At 47.7% G+C, this 22,698-nt stretch carries 20 protein-coding genes and 1 tRNA gene; 8 read left to right on the top strand and 13 right to left on the bottom strand.

Features of this window, described 5'->3' with window-relative positions; genetic code table 11:
* Positions 1-270: 270 nt before the first annotated feature.
* The 3 genes from ABNK31_RS01000 to queF all read right to left on the bottom strand — a co-directional run bounded on the left by ABNK31_RS01000 (position 271) and on the right by queF (position 3,285).
* Positions 271-1,518 carry an ABC transporter permease gene (locus tag ABNK31_RS01000; protein ID WP_418893910.1) on the bottom strand — a complete coding sequence of 416 codons (1,248 nt, stop codon included), beginning with the start codon at positions 1,516-1,518 and terminating at the stop codon, positions 271-273.
* On the bottom strand, positions 1,515-2,714 hold the full coding sequence (locus ABNK31_RS00995; RefSeq protein WP_418893909.1) for a pyridoxal phosphate-dependent aminotransferase: 1,200 nt from the start codon (positions 2,712-2,714) through the stop codon (positions 1,515-1,517). The genes ABNK31_RS01000 and ABNK31_RS00995 overlap by 4 nt, the downstream gene beginning before the upstream one ends.
* 112 nt (positions 2,715-2,826) lie before the next feature.
* On the bottom strand, positions 2,827-3,285 hold the full coding sequence (gene queF, locus ABNK31_RS00990; RefSeq protein ID WP_418893908.1) for a preQ(1) synthase: 459 nt from the start codon (positions 3,283-3,285) through the stop codon (positions 2,827-2,829).
* A gap of 213 nt (positions 3,286-3,498) precedes the next feature.
* Here queF and ABNK31_RS00985 point away from each other — a divergent pair, with 213 nt between their 5' ends.
* Complete coding sequence (locus tag ABNK31_RS00985) at positions 3,499-4,701, top strand: NAD(P)/FAD-dependent oxidoreductase (RefSeq protein WP_418893907.1); 1,203 nt, start codon at positions 3,499-3,501, stop codon at positions 4,699-4,701.
* A 112-nt stretch (positions 4,702-4,813) separates the two neighbouring features.
* Here ABNK31_RS00985 and queC read toward each other — a convergent pair whose 3' ends face one another.
* From queC to ABNK31_RS00970, 3 genes are read right to left on the bottom strand one after another with little or no spacing between them, the layout of a single operon-like run.
* Positions 4,814-5,479, bottom strand: coding sequence for a 7-cyano-7-deazaguanine synthase QueC (queC, locus tag ABNK31_RS00980; protein ID WP_418893906.1), 666 nt, complete (start codon positions 5,477-5,479; stop codon positions 4,814-4,816).
* Between the two features lie 43 nt (positions 5,480-5,522).
* Complete coding sequence (locus ABNK31_RS00975) at positions 5,523-5,897, bottom strand: YccF domain-containing protein (RefSeq protein ID WP_418893905.1); 375 nt, start codon at positions 5,895-5,897, stop codon at positions 5,523-5,525.
* Positions 5,894-6,271, bottom strand: coding sequence for a RidA family protein (locus ABNK31_RS00970; RefSeq protein WP_418893904.1), 378 nt, complete (start codon positions 6,269-6,271; stop codon positions 5,894-5,896). Before ABNK31_RS00970 ends, ABNK31_RS00975 begins: the two co-directional genes overlap by 4 nt.
* Positions 6,272-6,481: 210 nt before the next feature.
* On the opposite strand from ABNK31_RS00970, the gene ABNK31_RS00965 reads away from it, so the two are divergent.
* Both ABNK31_RS00965 and ABNK31_RS00960 read left to right on the top strand, forming a co-directional pair.
* Positions 6,482-7,438, top strand: coding sequence for an NAD(P)H-dependent flavin oxidoreductase (locus tag ABNK31_RS00965; RefSeq protein WP_418893903.1), 957 nt, complete (start codon positions 6,482-6,484; stop codon positions 7,436-7,438).
* A 6-nt stretch (positions 7,439-7,444) separates the two neighbouring features.
* Complete coding sequence (locus tag ABNK31_RS00960; protein ID WP_418893902.1) at positions 7,445-9,598, top strand: DPP IV N-terminal domain-containing protein; 2,154 nt, start codon at positions 7,445-7,447, stop codon at positions 9,596-9,598.
* Between the two features lie 66 nt (positions 9,599-9,664).
* Here the strand turns inward: ABNK31_RS00960 and ABNK31_RS00955 are convergent, their stop codons facing one another.
* Both ABNK31_RS00955 and ABNK31_RS00950 read right to left on the bottom strand, forming a co-directional pair.
* Complete coding sequence (locus ABNK31_RS00955; protein WP_418893901.1) at positions 9,665-10,264, bottom strand: outer membrane beta-barrel protein; 600 nt, start codon at positions 10,262-10,264, stop codon at positions 9,665-9,667.
* A gap of 12 nt (positions 10,265-10,276) precedes the next feature.
* Positions 10,277-10,876 (bottom strand): outer membrane beta-barrel protein, encoded by a 600-nt coding sequence (locus ABNK31_RS00950; RefSeq protein WP_418893900.1) that lies wholly within the window; start codon positions 10,874-10,876, stop codon positions 10,277-10,279.
* Positions 10,877-11,188: 312 nt separating this feature from the next.
* Here ABNK31_RS00950 and typA point away from each other — a divergent pair, with 312 nt between their 5' ends.
* Entirely contained in the window at positions 11,189-12,988 is a 1,800-nt protein-coding gene (typA, locus tag ABNK31_RS00945; protein ID WP_418893899.1) for a translational GTPase TypA, read from the top strand.
* A 649-nt stretch (positions 12,989-13,637) separates the two neighbouring features.
* On the opposite strand, the gene ABNK31_RS00940 is transcribed toward typA, so the two are convergent.
* Positions 13,638-13,713, bottom strand: a tRNA-Pro gene (locus ABNK31_RS00940).
* Between the two features lie 215 nt (positions 13,714-13,928).
* Between ABNK31_RS00940 and lpxD the strand changes: the two genes are divergently transcribed.
* From lpxD to pgeF, 4 genes are all read left to right on the top strand, one after another.
* Positions 13,929-14,981, top strand: a complete 1,053-nt coding sequence (gene lpxD, locus ABNK31_RS00935; protein ID WP_286853670.1) for a UDP-3-O-(3-hydroxymyristoyl)glucosamine N-acyltransferase — start codon at positions 13,929-13,931, stop codon at positions 14,979-14,981.
* Between the two features lie 106 nt (positions 14,982-15,087).
* A complete protein-coding gene (locus ABNK31_RS00930) occupies positions 15,088-15,663 on the top strand; it encodes an adenylate kinase (protein ID WP_286853672.1) in 576 nt (191 codons plus the stop codon).
* 3 nt (positions 15,664-15,666) lie between these two features.
* Positions 15,667-16,824: a GTPase ObgE gene (gene obgE, locus ABNK31_RS00925; RefSeq protein ID WP_286853674.1), complete on the top strand. Its 1,158-nt coding sequence runs from the start codon at positions 15,667-15,669 to the stop codon at positions 16,822-16,824.
* 12 nt (positions 16,825-16,836) lie between these two features.
* Positions 16,837-17,649, top strand: a complete 813-nt coding sequence (gene pgeF, locus ABNK31_RS00920) for a peptidoglycan editing factor PgeF (RefSeq protein ID WP_418893898.1) — start codon at positions 16,837-16,839, stop codon at positions 17,647-17,649.
* Between the two features lie 79 nt (positions 17,650-17,728).
* Here pgeF and ABNK31_RS00915 read toward each other — a convergent pair whose 3' ends face one another.
* The 4 genes from ABNK31_RS00915 to ABNK31_RS00900 all read right to left on the bottom strand — a co-directional run bounded on the left by ABNK31_RS00915 (position 17,729) and on the right by ABNK31_RS00900 (position 22,660).
* Positions 17,729-18,304 (bottom strand): superoxide dismutase, encoded by a 576-nt coding sequence (locus ABNK31_RS00915; RefSeq protein ID WP_286853685.1) that lies wholly within the window; start codon positions 18,302-18,304, stop codon positions 17,729-17,731.
* A gap of 303 nt (positions 18,305-18,607) precedes the next feature.
* Complete coding sequence (ftsH, locus tag ABNK31_RS00910; protein WP_418893897.1) at positions 18,608-20,767, bottom strand: ATP-dependent zinc metalloprotease FtsH; 2,160 nt, start codon at positions 20,765-20,767, stop codon at positions 18,608-18,610.
* A 74-nt stretch (positions 20,768-20,841) separates the two neighbouring features.
* Positions 20,842-21,201, bottom strand: a complete 360-nt coding sequence (rsfS, locus tag ABNK31_RS00905) for a ribosome silencing factor (RefSeq protein ID WP_418893896.1) — start codon at positions 21,199-21,201, stop codon at positions 20,842-20,844.
* 187 nt (positions 21,202-21,388) lie between these two features.
* Positions 21,389-22,660: a 3-keto-disaccharide hydrolase gene (locus ABNK31_RS00900; protein WP_418893895.1), complete on the bottom strand. Its 1,272-nt coding sequence runs from the start codon at positions 22,658-22,660 to the stop codon at positions 21,389-21,391.
* Between the last annotated feature and the right edge of the window lie 38 nt (positions 22,661-22,698).

The raw sequence follows: 22,698 nt of genomic DNA, 5'->3' as shown, positions 1-22,698 counted from the left end.
TAGAATAGCGACTCTTCATTCAGATTAAGCTATTCTCCCGCTCGTGTACAAAATGTCAAAGAACTCCTACTATTTTTATTCTCCTACGAGAAAATAGTGTTTAAAAATGATGCTACAAATATAATATTCCGGTCAAACAAAATGCAACTTTTTCGCCCTATAGTTATAAACAAACTCTTAACAAATTCTTAACACGTTATCAACAACAGCGTTCATACTATCGAGGGTACGGCTAAGAGCAATACTCGCGGCATGCCCCGAGTGTTCGAATTATTCAAACCGGATCGACTTGGCAGGAGTAATTTTCGCCACCAGATAAGAAGGGGCAATCATCATGAATAAAGAAACAATCAACGCACCGGCATTCAACAACACAATATATCCGACGTTCAGATATACCGGTACCGACGATAGATAATACGTTGCCGGATCGAGCTTGAACAATTGAAAGCGATCTTGCAGAAAGCAGAAAAGCAAGGCAAGGATATTTCCATAGATCATCCCCTGCCCGATAAGAAATGCCGAAAGATACAAAAACACTTTACGGATACTAAAATCCCGAGCTCCCACAGCCTTGAGGATTCCAATCATATTGGTACGCTCAAGAATGATAATCAGCAGCCCGGAGATCATCGTAAACCCCGAGACGATAATCATCAGGATGATAATCACCCATACATTCATATCCAACAGATTGAGCCAGTTAAATATCATAGGGTTGATATCTTTAATGGAACGGGCATACAGTGCGTTGCCGAAACGGTCTTTATAGGTCGACAGTTCGAAGAAAAGCTTTTGGGTCGCCTCATCAAGCTGATCGTAATCTTTTACCAGCACTTCGATGCCGCTTACCATATCATCGCCCCACCCATTGAGCGAAGCAAGGACATCCGCCTCTGTAATAATATACAACTTATCGTAATCTTCAAAATTCGTACGATAAATACCGCTAATTTCAAAGCGCCGGGCACGGGGAGGATCTTGCACGAAGTAGGCAATAAAACTATCCCCCAGCTTCAAATGCAACTTATCGGCAATATCTTTGGAAATGATTGCCCGGTTGACCGACGAAGTATCGTCCGGCGCGAGAATGTCTCCTTCGAGAAGGTTTTTACGGAAAAAGTTCCAGTCGTAGTCGGTTCCCACCCCCTTCAGGACAACCCCCTGAAAATCAGAGTCGGTTTTAATAACCCCCGGTTTGGTGATGAACGATTGAAAATGCCGGATGTCGGAATTGCCGGCGAGCATGGCGGCCAACGTATCGGAAAAGGCGATGGGCTGATGCTCATACGAAACATTCTCGTCAAAAGTGGTGATTTGAATATGCGACCCGAAACCGATGACTTTTTCGCGAATCTCTTTCTTAAACCCAACAATAATACAGACCGATACGATCATAACCGCCAGCCCGAGCGCTACCCCCGTAATGGCGAGTTTGATGGCGGGCGACGATACCCGTTTGGCATTTTTCTTCTCGCCTTTGTAAATGCGCTTTGCTATAAATAATTCCGTATTCATTTTTTAGTATGGGGATAAGCTTGAAGCGCTTTTTCCAGCACGGTAAGCGCACGATCCATTTCTTCGTTGTTCAATACATAGGCAATACGAACCTCATCACGCCCCAAGCCGGGGGTGACATAAAACCCCGATGCAGGCGCCATGAATACCGTCTGACGGTCATAGGAAAAGTCTGATAAACACCACGTGCAGAACGCATCGGCATCCTCCACCGGAAGGCGGGCCAACGTGTAAAAAGCCCCTTCGGGTTTCGGCGAATAGACACCGGGAATAGCGTTCAGCCTTTCGATAAGGAAATCCCTTCGGTTTTTATATTCCAGAAACGTCTCGTTCATATACTGCTCCCCGGCATCCAACGATGCGTTTGCCGCAATCTGACCGATAAGCGGAGGACTTAAACGGGCCTGGCAGAACTTCATCACCGTATCGTGCAAAGCGCGATTTTTAGTAATCAGACAGCCTATACGGATGCCGCATTCGCTATACCGTTTGGAAACGGAATCGATCAACACCACATGCTCTTCGATGCCTTTCAGGTGACAGGCCGAAAAATAGGGCGTCCCGTTATAGATAAATTCGCGATACACTTCGTCGGAAAACAAATACAAGTCGTATTTTTCGACCAAATCGCGTATCTTCTCCATTTCCTCACGCGTATACACATACCCGGTAGGATTATTGGGATTGCAAATAAGAATGCCTTTCGTACGGTCGTTAATCAACTTTTCAAATTCTCCGATAGCCGGCAACGCAAAACCTGTTTCCATCGTCGAAGGCACCGTCCGGATGACTGCCCCGGCCGAAATGGCAAAAGCCATATAATTGGCATATGCGGGTTCGGGAACAATGATTTCATCTCCCGGATTCAAACAGGCCATAAATGCATACAACACCGCTTCGGATCCACCCGCCGTTACGATAATTTCATCGGCCGTAACATCGATATCGAACGACGCATAATACTTCACCAGGTTTTCGCGATAAAAACGGTATCCGTCACTGGGGCTATACTCCAGCGTAGCCCTATCCATATCACGGATAGCGTTGAGCGCCGAAGCGGGAGTGGGCAGATCGGGCTGCCCGATATTCAGGTGATATACTTTTATTCCCCGTGCCTTGGCGGCATCGGAGAGCGGAGCTAATTTTCGTATGGGCGAGGCAGGCATCTGCCTACCGCGGTTTGAGATATCCGGCATAATAAAGTTTTATACGTTACATCGCTGTACGTCCGTTCGTATCCAAAGGAAGCAAGCAAAGGTAGTAAAAAGCATGCAGATTGTGCTATTCTGTTCTTAAAAAAGAAAATCATTACAATGGGAATGAATGATTAAACAAACGATCGGCGGCCAGTTTTTCGTATTTCGTTCCAGGACGCCCGTAATTGGCATAAGGGTAAATGCTGATGCCTCCCCGGGGAGTAAAGATCCCGGTCACTTCGATATATTTCGGCTCCATTAAAGCAATCAGATCTTTCATAATAATATTGATACAATCTTCATGAAAAGCGCCATGATTTCGAAAACTAAACAAATAGAGTTTCAAGCTTTTGCTCTCCACCATCTTTACAGCAGGGATATAATCGATGCGGATGGTCGCAAAATCGGGCTGCCCGGTTATCGGGCATAAGCTGGTAAACTCGGGACAATCGAACGTCACCCAATAGTCATTATCGGGATGTTTATTGTCGAACGCTTCCAACACTTCGGGAGCATACTCTTGTTTATACTCGGCCTTGCGACCGAGCAATGTCAACTTATCGGTTTGCATAATTTATATTTAAACAGAATGAAACAACATGATCGAAATCGGCGGCACGGCTATATTTATTCGTAAAAAGCCTTTTAAATGCTATTATACCGATTCTTTTTCCAAAGCAAATGTAGAAAATATCATCGGGATTTGCGCAACAAAACGGTTTTCTTTTTTGTTCTTACTATGATGTCAACGATATTGTTCGACAATAAAACAATAAATCAACAAATGGAACTACGCTCTCCCGAATCTTTTTGGCTGTTGAAAAACGGCATTTTAAACAGCTACCCCTCATTAAAGAATAACCAGCGATGCGACATTGCCGTCATAGGCAGCGGCATAACCGGAGCGCTCATCAGTCACGCATTATACCGTAGCGGCTTCGATACGATACTCCTCGACAAGCGGGATGTGGCGAACGGCAGTTCGTCTGCAACCACCTCGATGCTGCAATACGAAATCGACACCCCTCTTACCCAATTAGCGGAAATGATTGGCGAAGAAGCGGCCGTAACGTGCTACCGCGAAGGAATCCGTTCGATTAAACACTTAGAGGCCATCATAAAAGAAGAGAGCATCGACTGCGGATTCGAAAAAAAAGAATCGTTGCAATTGGCTCATTCGCAAAAGGCCGTCGAAGACTTGTCGAAGGAGTTTGAATTCCGGAAAAAACAGGGATTCGACGTCCATTGGTTATCCCCGGAAGACCTCAAGGAACGCTATAAGATGGATTCCTTCCCGGGGATTCTATCGACCGAAGGCGCTTCGATCGACGCTTTTCGATTTGCCCACGGCTTAATTGCAAGGAATCATACAAAAGGAATGCAGGTATTCGATCATACCCCGATTCGCAAGATAGAATATAACGATAAGCGCGTACAGATTTTGACGGAAGAAGGATATAAAATAGTCTGCAAAAAGATTGTTTTCTGCACCGGATTCGAAACATTATCCATGTTCCGGAAGAAGTACGCCGATATCGTCTCGACGTTCGCCTGCGTATGCGAGCAAGATTTCAACCGCTATGAAGAACTTAAAGATACGCTGATATGGGATACGGCCGATCCGTACATCTATATGCGGACAACCGATGATAAACGACTTTTGGTAGGCGGGGAAGATATTCCTTTTAAAAACAATACCCTCCGCGAAAAGAAAAAAGGGGAAAAGGCCAAGAAGCTTATCCGGAAGGTGGAAAAAATGTTTCCCGGAATCGATTTTACCGAAGACTATCATTGGGCGGGCGCTTTCGGCGTTACCAAAGACGGGCTTCCCTTTATCGGCGAACATCCCGATTTTCCCAATGCCCTCTTTGTGTTGGGGCTCGGCGGCAACGGTATCACCTTTTCGGTGCAAGGCATGGATCTGGTGCTGAAAATACTGGCCCGGCGCACCGATCCGCTTTTGGAATATTATCGTTTCGACCGCTGAGGTTATCGGCGCTTCGCGCGGTTATTAGTTATTCGCACTTCGTGTGTTATCGGCTTCGCGGTTATCAGGCAACACCCAGATTACCCATGCATGGCCCTCCAACCTCTAATCTCTAACCTCTAACCTCCAAATACTCCTGCAAGCCTTTGTTGCGCAATTTGCAAGCCGGGCAATGCCCGCATCCGTCGGCTATGATGCCGTTATAACAAGTGAGGGTTTCGTTGCGAACCAAGTCGAACACACCCAATTCGTCGGAAAGGCGCCACACCTCCTTTTTGTTTCTCCACATCAACGGCGTATGGATAAGAAAATGCTTGTCCATGGCCAGATTGAGCGAGGCGTTCAGCGAATGGATAAACGTATCGCGACAATCGGGATAGCCGCTGTAATCGGCCTCCGACACGCCCGTCACCAAATGGCGGATATCCTGCGCATAAGCGATAGCCGCCGCAAACGTTAGAAACAACATATTCCGTCCCGGGACAAAGGTATTGGGATAAGAGTCTGCCGGTTTTTCTTCATCCATTTTTATGGAGGCATCGGTCAGAGAGTTGGGAGCCAACTGCGATATCACGGACGTGTCTATCACTCGAAACGGCACTCCGGCCATTTGTGCAATGCGACGGGCGTTCTCTACTTCCTGAGAATGCCGTTGTCCGTAAGAAAAGCATAAAGTCTGTACGTTGCGAAACTGTTTCTTGGCCCAGTACAGGCAAGTCGTCGAATCCTGTCCGCCCGAAAAAAGCACGAGCGCATCTTCTTGTTTAAAATCGTTCATTTTTTCTTTGTTTTTTATGTGGTTGCTAAGATACACAGAATGCTTATGCGTCTACGATTCGCCGGCCGAAAGGCGTAAACGCCAATTTCATCAGTTTGAAATGTTGATTGCCGAACGGAATGCCGACAATGGTTATACAAAACAACACCCCGAAAAGAAGATGCGTCAATGCAATCGGAAGCCCTCCGATAAAAAACCAAATAATATTCATCAGCGTAGCAAGACACCCCGAGGTAGTCTCGCTACGAACGACTTTCTTGCCGAACGGCCAAAGCGCCAATTCCGCCATCTTCAACGATTGCAACCCGAAAGGAATCCCCACTATCGTAACCATCAGCCCGATACTCGAGATGACATATTCGACGGCAACCAATACGCCTCCGAACACAAACCAGATAATATTGCCGAAAGTCTTCATTTCACCGCGATGACTTCGATTTCGACCAACGCATCCTTCGGCAATGTCTTTACGGCAAAAGCCGAACGGGCGGGGAAGGTACCGGAGAATTGTTGGGCATAGACTTCGTTCATGTCTCCGAACAACGACATATCGGCCAAAAAGACCGTCGTTTTCACAATATGCTCAACGCTGCATCCGGCGTGCGACAACACGGCCTTGATGTTATTAAAACACTGAACCGTTTGCTCTTTTACACCGCCGGGAACAAAATGTCCCGTTGCCGGGTCGATAGGGAGTTGTCCCGATAAAAATACGATTCCATTGGCTTCGATCGCCTGGCTGTAAGGGCCGATCGCTGCGGGAGCATGAGGAGTTGAAATTTCTTTTTTCATCTTTTTTTATCATTTAATTCCGGCACCTGCCGACCGTCGGCAGGCATCGTTTTATTCATTGTAACGACTATCGATCTGTTTTCCGGCGTTACAGTGAATCGTTTTTTCCGGACAACAGACACACAAAGATAAGCAGAGTGATTGAATTTTGTTCCACAAAGATTGGGTAAAATCAGCTAGTGGATGTTATCTTTGCAAAAAACATTAGCTATGAACAAGAACAAAAATAGAATAACCGCCCTTTTCGGTATCCGCTATCCGATTATCCAGGCAGGAATGGTTTGGTGCAGCGGATGGCGCTTGGCCTCGGCTGTGAGCAATGCCGGCGGATTAGGCCTTCTGGGTGCCGGATCGATGTATCCCGAAACCTTACGCGAACACATCCAACGCTGCAAGACCGCCACCGATAAACCCTTCGGAGTAAACATTCCGTTAATGTATCCGCAAATTGAGGAGATTATGAAGATCGTGATGGAAGAAAAAGTCCCGATCGTCTTCACCTCGGCCGGCAATCCGAAAGCATGGACGGGAAAACTGAAAGCCGAAGGAATCATCGTGGCGCACGTCGTTTCGAGTTCGAAATTCGCCCTGAAGTGCGCCGAAGCCGGGGTCGATGCCGTGGTGGCGGAAGGTTTTGAAGCCGGAGGCCATAACGGACGCGAAGAAACCACCACCCTCACCCTGCTTCCCCCTGTGAGAAAGGCCATCGACTTGCCGCTGATCGCCGCCGGGGGAATCGCTACAGGGCAGGCCATGGCGGCCGTCTTCGCTTTAGGCGCCGAAGGAGCGCAGGTCGGTACGCGCTTCGCCCTGACCGAAGAGAGTTCGGCCAGTGACGCCTTCAAACAAAAATGTATTTCCCTGCAAGAAGGCGATACCGTTTTATCCCTGAAAAAAGTCAGCCCTACCCGGCTGATAAAAAATGATTTTTATACGCAGGTTCAGGAATTGGAAGATAAAGGGGCCCCGGTAGAGGAACTGCGGACGTTATTAGGCCGTGGACGCGCTAAAAAAGGCATCTTCGAAGGCGACCTGAATGAAGGTGAACTCGAAATCGGACAGATTGCTTCGTTGATAACAGAAATCGCACCGGCGGCAGAAGTCGTTCACTCGATCATCGACGAATATAATGCGACCCTTCGAACTCTTTCCGAACAACACTTCTGAAAACCTATGCAAAGGATCGTTTCTTTCTTATTCATACTGGCTTATATTATTTCGTTTGGCGCACAAGCGCAGCAAACCGTTTCGACATTGACATTAGAGGATCTCATTCCCGGAGGAAAAACCTTCTCCTCCTACCAACCGCATATCGCGGAAAAATTCCACTGGCAGGGCGACCGCCTGATACGCATCCATAACGATTCGGTATTTGCGGCAAAAAATACCGCCCATGCCGGGAAACAAACGTTCCTGTTCCATCTGAAAGACTTAACGAAAGACCGTCGGGATGATTACGGAAAGGTTTTTCATATCGAATTTGAAAAAGAGAACGACCGGTTCGTGCGGTTTTTCACCGATAAAGGGATCGGAATATACGATTTGGACGACTCGAAACCGGAGCGTTTTTTCCCATTCGCACCGGGAAGCGCTCATCACCGGCTTTCGCCCGACGGCTCTTTATTGGCGTATACGATTGACAACAACTTGTATATCCAAGATCAAAACAACAAGCATACTGCCGTTTCCGATGAAAAAGACAAAGCGATTGTCTACGGACAGGCGGTACACCGCAACGAATTCGGCATCGACCGAGGCATCTTTTGGTCGCCCGACAGTAAAAAACTGGCTTTTTACCGCATGGATGAAAGCATGGTCACCGACTACCCGTTGGTAGATATTTCGACACGGATAGCGACGCTCAAAAACACGAAATATCCCATGGCAGGCATGACCAGCCATCAGGTGACGATCGGCGTCTTCGACACACAGACCGGCACGACCCGCTATCTGCAAACCGGCGAGCCCGCCGACCGCTATTTTACCAATATCGCCTGGAATACGGAAAGCAACGCCATCTATGTCGCGGAAGTAAACCGCGGGCAGAACCATCTGTGGCTGAAACGGTACGAGGCCGTTTCGGGAAGCCTCTCCGCCACGCTTTTCGAAGAAACGCATGCCAAATACGTGGAGCCGGAATATCCTCCGGTTTTCGTGCCCGGCAACGGCGGGCAATTTATCTGGCAGAGCCGCCGCGACGGATACCGCCACCTTTACCTGTATGACACCGGAGGGCGTCTTATCCGGCAACTGACGAAAGGGCCGTGGGAAGTGACACGCCTCGTGGGTTTCGACGCAAAAAGTAAAAACGTATGGTTCGAAGCCGCAGCGCCGTCGCCTATCGAAAACCATTTGTTCAGCGTGAAACTTTCGGGCGGCGCCATCAAGCAGCATACCCGCGCCCCCGGCACCCATTCGACAGAGATCAACCGTGCGGGCAGCTATTTCATCGACACCTATTCGGCGCACGACCAACCGGGCGTTACGGCGCTTATCGCTGCCGGTTCGGGAAAAAGGCAGGAACTGGCATCGGCTGCCGACCCGTTTGAAGGGCTTGTCATTCCGTCGGTGGAAGCAGGCACGATAAAGGCCGCCGATAATCAAACGGATCTCTACTACCGGCTGGTGAAACCCACGGGCTTCGATGCCTCCCGCCGCTATCCCGTGGTGGTTTACGTCTATGGCGGCCCTCACTCGCAACTGGTCACGAACCGCTGGAAATACGACGCGCGCGGATGGGAAATCTACATGGCGCAAAAAGGTTATCTGGTGTTTGTGATGGATAACCGCGGCACTTCCAACCGGGGTATCGACTTTGAAAATGTCACGCACCGGCGCTTAGGCGTAGTTGAGTCGCAAGACCAAATGAAAGGGGTGGGATTCCTACAGGCATTACCCTATGTCGATCGCCAACGGATGGGTGTTCACGGCTGGAGCTACGGCGGATTCATGACGATAAACCTCCTGCTCCGCCATCCCGGCGTATTCAAGGCCGGTGTGGCCGGCGGACCGGTAATCGACTGGAAATACTACGAAGTGATGTACGGCGAACGATACATGGATACGCCGCAGGAAAATCCCGAAGGCTATGCCGAAACGAGTTTACTCCCGAAGGCCGGTAAGCTGAAAGACCGCCTGCTTATTATACATGGCGATGAGGATCCTACCGTTGTCTTGCAAAATAGCCTGCAATTCCTGAAAGCATCCATCAACGCCGGCACCCATCCCGACTATTTCATCTATCCCGGGCACGGGCATAACATGATCGGGAAAGACCGTGTGCATCTGCATGAGCATATCACGCGTTACTTCGACGATCATCTGTAGAGAGCAACTCCCGCCTAACCGCCCTAAGCCGTGAGACGGGAGAAGGCTCTCAAAACAGGGTGTCTCTTACAAATAGAGAGAAAAGCCGACGAATACATTCACGTCGTTCTTATTGGCTGTAAAATCGAATGTTCGATCGGTCTCCAAATCATACGTAATCCCCATCTGCGTTAAATGAGAATGAAGGTACTGCACGCCCAGGTCGATCGAAATCGTACGGCTCACGAAAAAAGCGCAGCCGATTCCGCCGCCAAAGACAACGCCTCCCATATCTTTACTATTAAATAGGGAACCGTCATTGCCGTATATACTCGCATAGCGATACCCGACATTCGCCTTAACAAAAGGGCGACAGTTGCTTTGCGAAAGGTAGTATTTGAATTGCGACAACAGGGTCATATCCTCCGACTCGAAGTCCCAACGGTAGGCATAGTTTCCCGACAGTCCGGCCGAAAAATTATCGAACACGAAATAACCGGCCTCAGGAGTGATGTTCAAGACGGTATAGCCCGATTTGCCGGATTGGTTCGACAATCCCCCTTCGGTATACGTAACATCCAAAGAAGCATTTCCCCCGATAATCCATTGCCCTTTTTCGGTTTGTGCCGAAAGCGTGGCCGACAGGATTAGGGTCATCAACAAAACGATAAAAATCTTGCTTTTCATACAATACGGCAATTAAAAATAAAGTGAAAATCCGACTACGCCGGCAAATCCGTCGATATTCATTTTCTGGGACGAGTCGCCCGAATAGCTTGTTTTGATGGCCACATACTGAGCCGCCAGATCGATGGAAATGTGTTCTTTGACAAAAAAAGACGCTCCAAGACCGCCGCCCCACGTCCAGCCGTTATAAGACTGCGTGTATTTCCCGCCGGTATCCAAAGGGGTTTTGATACTCACATTGACATACCCGATACCCGCCTGCACAAAAGGACGGACAATACCCTTATTCAAGGGGTAATACATCGCTCCGGGCATAACGGTAAACTGCGACAGGCGATTGTCGGCTTTATCTTCCTGCGAAGTGAACGAAACCTGAAGGTCGGGGGCAAATCCGTCGAAGACAAAATATCCCCCGGAGGCCGTCACAGTGAAATTAGACATATTGTCGGACGTGTCGAAGCCCGGGGAAACGCTTCCCTTGAGGGTCGTTTCGGAATAAGAAAAATCGAGAGATGTCTTTCCCGACACCACAAACCGTCCTTTCTCGGTTTGTGAAAAAGCGGTTGCCGACGCCAAACAGAACAAGGCAACTAGAAGAGTTTTTGTGTTCATATCCTACTATTTTTAATAAAGTATGCACTCCAAGAACGTCTATTATCGCAACGTTCGTGATGAGATTGTGTATATAGGCCGCAAATATAACGTTTTTTTTGTAAAGTTATATTACCGCTCTGCTTTTGTTTTAGAAAACAGGTAGTAAGCAGAGAATAAGGACACTCGACGGAACAATCGGCTTTTTTAACCATGCGGCGCTCGTTTAGACTGCCGTATTCGTTATTCTCCTAAAAACAAAACAGATCGGGGCATCTACACTTCTCGCGAAAAAAGAGTATCTTTGCACCTCAAAAAAAAATTATTTTTTCTATGCAGAATATTCGTAATATTGCCATTATCGCTCACGTCGACCACGGTAAAACCACCTTGGTGGATAAAATGCTCCTCGCAGGCCATTTGTTTCGCGACAACCAACAAAGCGGCGAGCTGATTCTCGACAGCAACGATTTGGAGCGCGAGCGTGGCATTACAATCTTGTCAAAAAATGTCTCCATCCGATATAAAGATGCGAAAATAAACATTATCGACACCCCCGGCCACGCCGACTTCGGCGGCGAGGTGGAGCGCGTACTCAACATGGCCGACGGCTGCCTGTTGGTCGTCGACGCTTTCGAAGGCCCTATGCCCCAGACCCGTTTCGTGTTGCAAAAGGCCCTGTCCATCGGTCTAAAACCGATTTTAGTCATCAACAAAGTCGATAAACCCAATTGCCGGCCAGAAGAAGTGCAGGAAGAAGTTTTCGACTTGATGTTCAGCCTCGAAGCGACCGAAGAACAACTTGATTTCCCCACCCTCTACGGCTCGGCCAAACAGGGCTGGATGTCGGAAGATTGGAAAAAACCGTCCGACAACATCTTCCCGCTGCTCGATGCCATTCTGAAGTATATTCCCCAGCCCAAAACGCTGGAAGGCGACCCGCAGATGCTCATCACATCACTCGATTATTCGAATTATGTAGGACGTATCGCCGTGGGGCGCGTACATCGCGGCACCTTGCGGCAAGGCAAAGACTACGCCCTGTTTAAGCGCGACGGGAGCATCCTGAAAACGCGTATAAAGGAACTCGACGTGTTCGAGGGATTAGGCCGCACAAAGGTTGAAGAGGTATCGTCGGGCGATATCTGTGCACTGGTGGGCATCGAATCGTTCGACATCGGCGACACCATTACGGACATCGAACGCCCCGATCAGCTCGACCCGATTGCCATCGACGAACCGACCATGTCGATGTTATTCACCATCAATAATTCGCCGTTCTTCGGACAAGACGGCAAGTTCGTCACTTCGCGCCACATTCACGACCGCCTCACTCGCGAGCTCGACAAAAACCTCGCCATGCGCCTGGAGGAAACCGACAATGCCGATACCTGGATTGTCTACGGCCGCGGCGTGCTGCACTTGTCGATCCTCATCGAAACCATGCGCCGCGAAGGCTATGAATTGCAGGTGGGACAACCACAGGTCATCATCAAGCAAATCGCCGGCGAGGATTACGAACCCGTGGAACAGTTAACGGTCAATCTTCCCGAAGATTACGCCAGCAAAATCATCGACGTCATCACCCGCCGCAAGGGCGAAATGTTGTCGATGGAAAGCAAAGGCAATCGCATGCATATCGAGTTTACCATTCCTTCTCGCGGAATTATCGGACTGAACAATATTGTGCTCACGCTCTCAGCCGGAGAGGCCATCATGGCGCACCGTTTCCTCGAATACCAGCCGTGGAAAGGAACGATCGAGAAAAGACAAAACGGATCCATCATCGCCGGAGAATCGGGAAATGCCTATGCCTATGCGTTAGACAAACTGCAAGACCGCGGCAAGTTTTTTATCGAACCGCAAACGCAAGTCTATGCCGGGCAGGTTATCGGCGAGCATAGCAAGGAAGGCGATTTGGTGGTGAACATAACGAAATCGAAAAAGCTGACCAACGTGCGCGCTTCGGGTACCGATGACAAAGCGCAGTTGACGCCACCCATCATTTTCAGCCTCGAAGAAGCGTTGGAATACATTAAAGAAGACGAGTATGTAGAGGTAACACCCAAGTCGATGCGCTTGCGCAAAATATTCCTCGACGAAAACGACCGGAAACGGATGTCGAAAAAATAAAGACAGAAGAAACGAAAGGACGGGGAGAGTGGAGACATACCATTCTCCCCTTTTTGTTTCCGAACCTTCTGTTCCTCTTTATCGGCTATACAATAGGGATGGCGCATACTCATGAATTCTCTCCGTTCCGGAGGGCGAAGGGGCCGAGAGATAACCCGGAGAATCGAAAAAAGGACAGAGACGATGTGGGTTGAGGTTGTTTTGCGTTGGCTGAGCCTCGGCTAAACTGAAAAATGTATTCTTTACACCGTCCGACCCCTCGGACGAGGTGAAAAGTTTACTTTTTGTTAAGGATGAGCCTCGGCTGAGATTAAAAGCTTACTTTTTATTAAGGATGAGGCTCAGATGACATAACAAGTTCTCTTTTTGTTAAGGATGAGGCTCAGACGGCATAAAAAATACGTTTTTCACCTCGTCCGAGGGGTCGGACGATACTAAAACATCCTTTCGCAACTCATCGGAGGCGTCGGTTGAGGATAAAAACTCAAATCGTAGCCTATCCGGGCCTAATCCGAATAAAAAAAGATTCAAAGAAGACGAACCAGGGAATATTCCGCGATGCCGGCCGCGATTTGCCAAGCGGCCGGATACGATAAAAAGCAAAGGAGACTAATCCTATGAATTAATCTCCTTATAAGAACTACTTCGGTCGGGATGAGAAGATTCGAACTTCCGACCCCACGCCCCCCAGACGCGTACTCTAAACCGGACTGAGCTACATCCCGAAAAAGTGAATGCAAAAGTAGTGATTATTTTTTATTCCGGCAAATTAATTCTTTTCTAAGATTTTGTTTCGCGATTCAAAAAGAATCGTCTTTCGCCGACCGTACCGTCCAAAAAGAGCATTTAATGTATATTATCAACTTTAATGGGCAAAGTATCAAAAATTATAGGTTAATTTGCACCCGTAAAAATAAACGACATTTAAAATAATTTATTCATGATATTTACTGCGAAGCAAATAGCCGATTTCCTACAGGGTGAAATCATTGGAAATTCCGAAGTAAAAGTAAGTAATTTCGCGAAAATAGAAGAAGGCAAGCCGGGTACGCTCACCTTTCTCGCCAACCCCAAATATACGCACTATATTTACGAGACAAATGCCGACATTGTGTTGGTCAACCACGATTTCGTGGCCGAAAAACCGATCAAAAGCACGCTCATCAAAGTGCCCAACGCTTACGCTGCGCTGGCCTCGCTATTGGAAATGGTCAACAATACCCGTCCCCAGAAAACGGGCATCGATCCGATGAGTTTCATCGCCCCCACAGCTCAAGTGGGTGACGACGTGTATGTGGCCGCTTTTGCCTATATCGGCGAGCATGTGAAGATTGCCGACGGAGCCAAAATATATCCGCATGCCTATATCGGCGACGGGGTGACAGTGGGTAAAAACACCCTTGTATACTCAGGCGTACACATCTATTACGATTGCGTTATCGGCGATGAGTGCATCCTGCATTCGGGTGCTGTTATCGGCGCCGACGGCTTCGGCTTCAGCCACGAAAACGAGGAGTATCACAAAATTCCGCAAATGGGCAACGTCGTCCTCGAAAACCAAGTGGAAGTAGGGGCAAATACCACCATCGACCGAGCCGTGATGGGCTCGACCTTCATCCGCCACGGCGTGAAGCTCGACAATCTCATCCAGATTGCCCATAATTGCGAAATCGGAGAGAATACGGTAATGGCGGCGCAAACCGGCATCGCCGGATCGACCAAAATAGGCGATAGAGCGGTATTGGGAGGACAAGTCGGTATCGGAGGACATATCGCTATCGGGAATGATGTCCATATCGGTGCACAATCAGGCATCATCAGTAACATCAAAGAGGGATCGGAAATCATGGGTTCGCCGGCTGTCCCCGTAAAGCAATTTTTCAAATCGAGTATTATTATCCCCAAATTACCGGATATGTACCGGCAATTAAACGCTTTGCAAAAAGAGATTGAGGCGCTGAAGGAGAAATTGACTTCCGCACCGGAAGGTTGACGGGCTCACACTCGCTTATATAGCGGTTTTCCTTTAAATAAAAGGCTCGCCCCGATGTAGAAACGAATGGAAATCCGTATATTTGCAATTTAAAAGGTTACTATAGATGTTGAATATTGTACTATTTGGCGCACCGGGATCAGGAAAGGGTACGCAAAGTGAGTTATTGATACAAAAGTATGGGTTATACCATGTCTCTACGGGAGATATCCTGCGTAATGAAATAAAAGCGCAAAGTGAGTTGGGCAAATCAGCCGAGAAATATATGTCGAAAGGACAACTTGTCCCCGACGAAGTGGTTATCGGCATCCTCGACGAATTGATCCGTCGTAATCCGGACAGCAAAGGATTTATCTTCGATGGTTTTCCCCGCACACTATCGCAAGGCGAAGCGTTGGATACGATCCTTGCAGGACATGGCGAAGCAATATCGGCGGTGGTAAGCCTCGAGGTGGAAGATGAGGAGTTGATCGAACGGCTGCTTAAACGCGGACAGGTTTCCGGTCGTTCCGACGACAATCGCGAAACCATCGAAGCCCGTCTGAAGGTGTATTACAACCAGACATTGCCGTTAAAAGATTATTACGACAAACAAAATAAACTGAAAAAAATCCAAGGGACCGGCTCTATCGAAGAGATTTTCGAATCGATACGAAAAGAAATCGACCCTTTGGTAAACTAAAAAATGGCTGAAACGAATTTTGTGGATTATGTGAAAATTTTCTGCCGCTCGGGTAAAGGGGGCAGAGGCTCTACGCATTTCCGCAGGGAAAAATACATCCCAAAAGGAGGCCCCGACGGAGGCGATGGAGGCGATGGAGGCCATATCATTCTCAGGGGCAACCGCAATTATTGGACTCTCTTGCATTTGCGCTTCCAGCGACATCTGTTCGCCGGTCACGGCGAGGGCGGATCGCGCAACCAAAGCTCCGGCAGCAAAGGCGAAAATAAAATCATCGACGTGCCTTGCGGTACGGTCGCTTACGACGCCCACACGGGCGAATACTTATGCGACATTACCGACGACGGGCAGGAGGTGGTGCTCTTGAAAGGAGGACGCGGCGGGCGCGGCAATGTGCACTTCAAATCGTCTACCAACCAAGCCCCGCGCTATTCCCAACCGGGTGAGCCTTACGAGGAACGCTGGGTGATTCTCGAACTGAAACTATTGGCCGACGTAGGACTTGTGGGCTTCCCGAATGCCGGAAAATCCACCTTATTGTCGGTCGTATCGGCCGCCAAACCCAAAATCGCCAACTATCCGTTTACGACTCTCGAACCGAATCTCGGAATTGTCGACTACCGCGACGGAAAATCATTCGTCATGGCCGACATCCCCGGCATCATAGAGGGCGCAAGCGAGGGCAAAGGATTGGGACTTCGCTTCTTGCGGCACATCGAACGGAACTCGCTTCTGCTGTTTTTGATTCCTGCCGACAGCGATGACATCGTGAAAGAGTTTGAGATCCTTTTTAACGAGTTGGCGGTATACAACCCCGAGCTACTCGATAAAAAACGCGTCTTGGCCATTTCAAAATCCGACATGCTCGACGAGGAACTGATGCAAGAGATAGCCGCCGACTTGCCCGCCGTACCGTATGTATTTATTTCATCGATAACCGGATTCGGCATTCAGGCGCTGAAAGATTTGGTGTGGCGAGAGCTCAATACCGAAGATTATTTGCCTCTCACGGCTACTCACGAATCGTTTGTGCATCGCAATTTGGATATAACGCCCCTTGTGTTCGAACCGGAGGATGAGATTCCTGTTGAAGAGGTTGAAGAGGATGAAGAATTTCCCTACGACGAGGAAGACTCGGAATACGACGGCATCGACGATTAACACAGAACGCCGATGAAATTCAATCCCGAACAGGCGAATTTGCTGCTCTTCGACTTGTTGGACAAAGAAGAGGATATCGTGCACTTCTCCACCACACGCATCGGAGGGGTGAGCAACGGCACGTATGCTTCGTTGAATTTAGGAAATTTCTCCGATGACAGCTCGTTGAATATCTACGAAAACCGGAGCATCCTCGCCCGCATGTTCTACAAAAAGCCGGAAGATTTCATCATTCCGCATCAAACACACGGCAGCCGGGTGCTGGTCGTCGATACATCTTTTCTATCACTCGACCGATCAACGAAAATCAGTAAATTATACGGTATCGATGCGACCGTAACGCAGGAAAAAGATGTTTTTCTGTGTGCCACGACAGCCGATTGCGTGCCGATACTTCTCTACGATCGGAATAAAAAGGCCATTGCCGCCATACATGCCGGCTGGCGCGGAACCGTAGAACGAATTGTGGAAAAAACGGTAGTCCTCATGCAGAAAACGTTCGGATCTTCCCCCGCAGATTTACTCGCGGCGATAGGGCCGGCTATCAGTATGGCCTATTATGAAGTGGGCGACGAAGTGCTGGAAGCATTCCACGCCAACGGGTTCGATCTGACCGGAGCTTTTTTCCGCGCAACGCCTCATTCAAAAGTGCATATCGACTTAAAAGAAATCAACCGTATGGAACTAATACGCTTGGGCGTGCTTCCCCGTCACATTGAAAAAAGTTCCTATTGCACATTCGAGAACGAACACTTATTTTTCTCGGCGCGGCGGCAAACCGTTCATTCGGGCAGAATGCTAACGGGTATCCTCTTGAAAAAATAAGAGAGGATGAACCCATAAGTTTCATCCTCTCCACAATGTTTTTAATATCAACGCCGTATGGCTGAAAGACTGCTTTCAATTAATAACGTTTGCTTACAACGTCCCAGTCTATAATTCCCCATAATGCTTTTAAATGATCCGGCCGGCGATTTTGATAATCGAGGTAATAGGAGTGTTCCCATACATCGAAACCTAAAACCGGAGTTAATCCTTTTGTCAACGGATTACCGGCATTGCTTTCTTTTTCGATGGACAGTTTGCCGTTGGCATCCTTAGCCAACCAAACCCATCCGGATCCGAACACCGAAGCGCCCGCGGCATTGAATTCTTCTTTAAACTTGTCGAAAGATCCGAATTGTTTGTTGATGGCTTCGGCCAATTTGCCTTTAGGCTCGCCTCCGCCATTGGGCTTAAACGATGTAAAATACAAATTGTGATTCAGCGTTTGTCCCGCGTTGTTAAAGATAGCGCCGTCACTTTCCTTTACGATGGTTTCGAGATCAGCATTCTCGAATTTCGTACCCACCACTAATTTATTTAAATTGTCCACATAGGTTTGATGATGTTTGCCATAATGGAGCTCAATTGTTTGTTTGCTGATAACCGGCTCGAGAGCATCGGTTGCATAGGGTAAAGCTACTTTTTCGAATTTCATATTATCTAATTTTTTAGAGTTGTTATGTTGATTGTTCTGCGCATCCGCTTGTGTAAAACTGAATAACGTTGTAGCAGCAAGCATTACGAAGAATAAAGTATAAATCTTTTTCATATACTCAACTTTTTAATTGTTTCCTTCTATAACGAAATGAACGGAGAAATTGTTCGAGCCAAAAGCGGAGTCGAGAAGGTTCCGAATCGAAAAAAGGACAAAAAAAGCAACGAGTCGATTGCTCATAATCAACTCGTTGCTTTTATACGGAAGGAGAGTATAAATAATACTTATCTTCTCTTTCTTTTATCAATGACTATCTTTTAGCCCCCCATAGCCTCCTTTGGCGGAATCCTCCCGGGAAGCCTCCGGCTTAGGGGAAGGAGCGCCATCGAGATTCGGATCGACAGCAGAGCCGTTGTCATCGGCTTTCGACTTCTCAGTGTCAATAAACACATCGCCCCTATCCTCTTTGGATTTAACGCCGTCTTCGACCGGCAAAGACGGGGGATTTCCATTTTGTAAAATTTCCTGCGAACGGGATACCCACGGGCGTTTTCCGAAGATTTCCTCCAAATCGCTGGCAAAAATAATCTCTTTTTCAAGCAGGATATTCGCAAGTTTACCATGTCCCTCTGCATGTTGGGCGAGAATTTGCTTGGCCCGTTCATATTGTACGGCAATCATCGCCTTCACTTCTCCGTCAATGAGCCGGGCGGTTTCGTCGCTGTACGGTTTAGAGAACGTATATTCTTGTCCGGTTGAATCGTAATAGCTTACATTGGCCAGTTTCTCGCTCATACCCATGTATGTGATCATGGCATACGCTTGTTTGGTGACACGCTCCAAATCATTCATCGCCCCCGATGAAATCTGACCGATAAATACTTCTTCAGCCGCGCGCCCACCCAATAACGCACACATTTCGTCGAACATTTGTTCTTTCGTCGTAATCTGTCGCTCTTCGGGAAGATACCACGCCGCACCCAACGCCTTTCCGCGAGGAACAATGGTTACTTTTACGAGCGGATTGGCATGCTCCAAAAACCAACTTAGCGTGGCATGCCCTGCTTCATGAACGGCAATAGAACGCTTTTCATCTTGGGTAATAATCTTATTTTTCTTTTCAAGTCCTCCGATGATCCGGTCGACGGCATTGATAAAGTCGTCGCGTTGCACGAACTTCTTCTTTTTCCGGGCAGCGATCAATGCCGCTTCATTACATACGTTGGCAATATCGGCTCCCGAAAAACCGGGCGTCTGGCGTGCCAGAAAATCAACATCGACCGATTCATCTATTTTTATCGGGCGCAAATGCACTTTGAAAATCTCCCGGCGATCATTCAAGTCGGGTAACTCTACATAAATCTGACGATCGAAACGTCCGGCACGCAACAAGGCTTTGTCGAGAATGTCGGCACGGTTGGTTGCCGCGAGAATAATCACCCCGCTGTTTGAGCCGAATCCATCCATCTCCGTCAATAATTGATTGAGGGTATTTTCCCGTTCATCATTCGAACCGAAGTTGGCATTCTTTCCACGGGCGCGTCCTACGGCATCGATTTCATCAATAAATACGATGCAGGGCGCTTTTTCCTTGGCTTGCCGGAAGAGGTCGCGCACCCGTGAGGCTCCCACCCCAACGAACATCTCGACGAAATCCGACCCCGAAATAGAGAAGAAAGGCACATTCGCCTCTCCGGCGACGGCTTTTGCCAATAATGTTTTACCGGTTCCCGGAGGTCCTACCAGCAAAGCGCCTTTGGGTATCTTCCCTCCCAAATTGGTATAATTGTTAGGATTCTTCAGGAATTCCACAATCTCCTGCACTTCTTCTTTGGCTTCGGAAAGACCTGCGACATCCCTAAAAGTCACCTTTTTGCTCGAATCTTTATCGAAAAGCTGCGCCTTGGATTTTCCCACATTAAAGACACCGCCGGCGCCACCGCTGCCGCCGCCTTGCATTCTTCGCATCATCCATATCCAGAAAACAATCAACAATAGAAAAGGAAGGGAAGAAAGCAAGATGCCCCAAATCTCGGAAGAATTATTAAAATCGATTCCTATATCATACCCTTTTTCGTCTTTTACCTGGGTGATGAAAGCCGACGCGGCATCGGACGAAGGTATTTGCGTAACAATAACGGCGTTGTTGCCCAATTTTCGCGCATCTTCTCCAAAGACATAATTCACCGATTCCTCGCGAACGACCGCCTCGGCCACTTCTTTATTTTTATAAATCAGTACGCTCTTGATACGATTATCACTGACATACTGTTGGAAGTCGGACCATTTCACCTCTTTCACGCCGCTGTCTTGTCCGAAAAACCACATGCCGGCCAATACGGCGAGCACAATGGCGTAAATCCAGTACGGACTGAAGGATTGTTTCGGATTATTTCCTCCCAAATGCGGACGCATCGTAGGCTGCTTATCCTTTTTATTTTTATTATTATTACTACTACTCATTTAATCTATTTCTTCCTTTACGAGAATTATTCTCTCTCGGGTTTATTATGTAACAATTTTAACAGAAATATGTTTTACTCGACCGAAGGAACTCTTTCCAATACCGCATCTTCCCATAACAGGTCGATGTTATAGAAACTTCTCAGTTCAGGAAGAAATATATGGACGATTACGTCCCCATAGTCCATCCCGATCCATTCGGCACGTTGTTGCCCTTGTACCCGAATGGGGCTCTCGTTCACTTTTTTCTGAACAACCTCTTCAACCGACTCGGCTAACGCCGATACCTGGGTGGGACTATTTCCTTCACAGATCACAAAATAATCGCAAATCGCTCCGGATATGCCTTTCAATTTTATGGTAAGAATATTTTTGCCTTTCTTCTCTTGAATTCCTTCAATGATAGATAGCAGTAATGGATTTTTTTCTTTCATTCGCTGTTATAAAGAATTAAAAACAAAGATAGTGGTTTTTTCTGTTCTACACATCATATTTTATTATACCTTTTAATAGAGTATATGCAAAAAAAATGCCAAAATAAACAATGCGGAAAAGTCAAATGAAAAAAGCCCGATCCGCACAAGATCAGGCTCTTTCCATATATTGAAAGGAATTGGGTTGTCAGAGTGTTTGTACCTTTATATTTCTCCACAAAACTTTGATGCCTCCGCCATCGTGTATTTGTAAAGCGATGCGTCCCTGTCCTTTTCCGACCAATTCATCGGTCAGATCCACCATTTCTTCACCGTTAAGCCATGTTTTCACATTATCGCCTTCGGCTCGTATACGAAGCGTATTCCAATCTTTTTCTTTCAGAATATTTTCTTTTTCATCGGGTATTTGAACCAGCCAGCCCCGGCCATAAGATTCATAAATTCCGCCGGTATCGAAGCCTTTCGGAGCAACCTCCACCTGCCAACCATTCACAATAGCGCCCGGTTCCACAAAAGAACGGATAAACACGCCCGAGTTACCATCGGCTTCCTGTTTAAATTCGAGTGTCAGGTCAAAATCGTCATAATATTCGCGCGTTGCCAAATAACCGTATTGTTTATCGGGCCCGCTTTCGCAAACCAGCAAACCGTCGTTTACATACCACTTTTCGGTGCCGTAAACTTCCCATCCCTGTAAATCGGTGCCGTTAAACAAGGAGGCTTCTTTTGTCTTACGGGGCAACTCTTTTATTTTCACATTCCGGAACCAAGCGGCCGAACCATGATCCTGCAAGCAAATAACTCCTTTTTTCGCCAATCCGTATTCGGGAGCATTTTCCCATTTGCCGCTCTGTTTACGTTCAAACCAATCGTCCGTCCATGCTTCGAACTCGACCACCTTCTCACCGTTCAGCCAATGTTCGACGTGCCCGTTATCGAAAACGATCTTCGAAGTATTCCATTCTCCGGCGGGATTCACATTCATCTTCGAGCTGTCCGTAGTATGCATCGCATAATCGGCAGCCGTTTTTTGCCAATCCTCCAGCGGATCGGGGAAGTTTACTTCATCGATCAACTGATATTCCGGGCCGGTAATATAAGGCACCTTAAATTTCGGGTTTTCCACCACATGATATAATACGCCACTGTTTCCGGCATCCGCTATTTTCCAATCCCACACGAGTTCAAAGTTTTCGTATGTTTTTTGCGTGACAATATACCCGTGGGCATCGTCACCGTCGCCCAGCGCCCGGATCGTACCATCTTCAACCGTCCATGGCGCGGTTAAAGAATCGCCGTTATAATCTTTCCATCCGTTTAAAGTTACTCCGTCGAACAAGAGTTCCCAACCCTCATTTTTCTCCTGCTCCGTCAACGCATTTTGTTTCGCGCCGCCCTGGCAGGCACTCATCAATGCTACCATCGCAAATACAATAAATAAAAATTCTTTTGTGTTCATTTTTCTTTTTTATATGATTAAACAAATTCTTTTCGGTA

This window comes from Limibacterium fermenti, assembly GCF_041902845.1.
Lineage (GTDB): Bacteria > Bacteroidota > Bacteroidia > Bacteroidales > Dysgonomonadaceae > Limibacterium > Limibacterium fermenti.
This window is presented reverse-complemented; position numbering and strand designations above follow the sequence as displayed.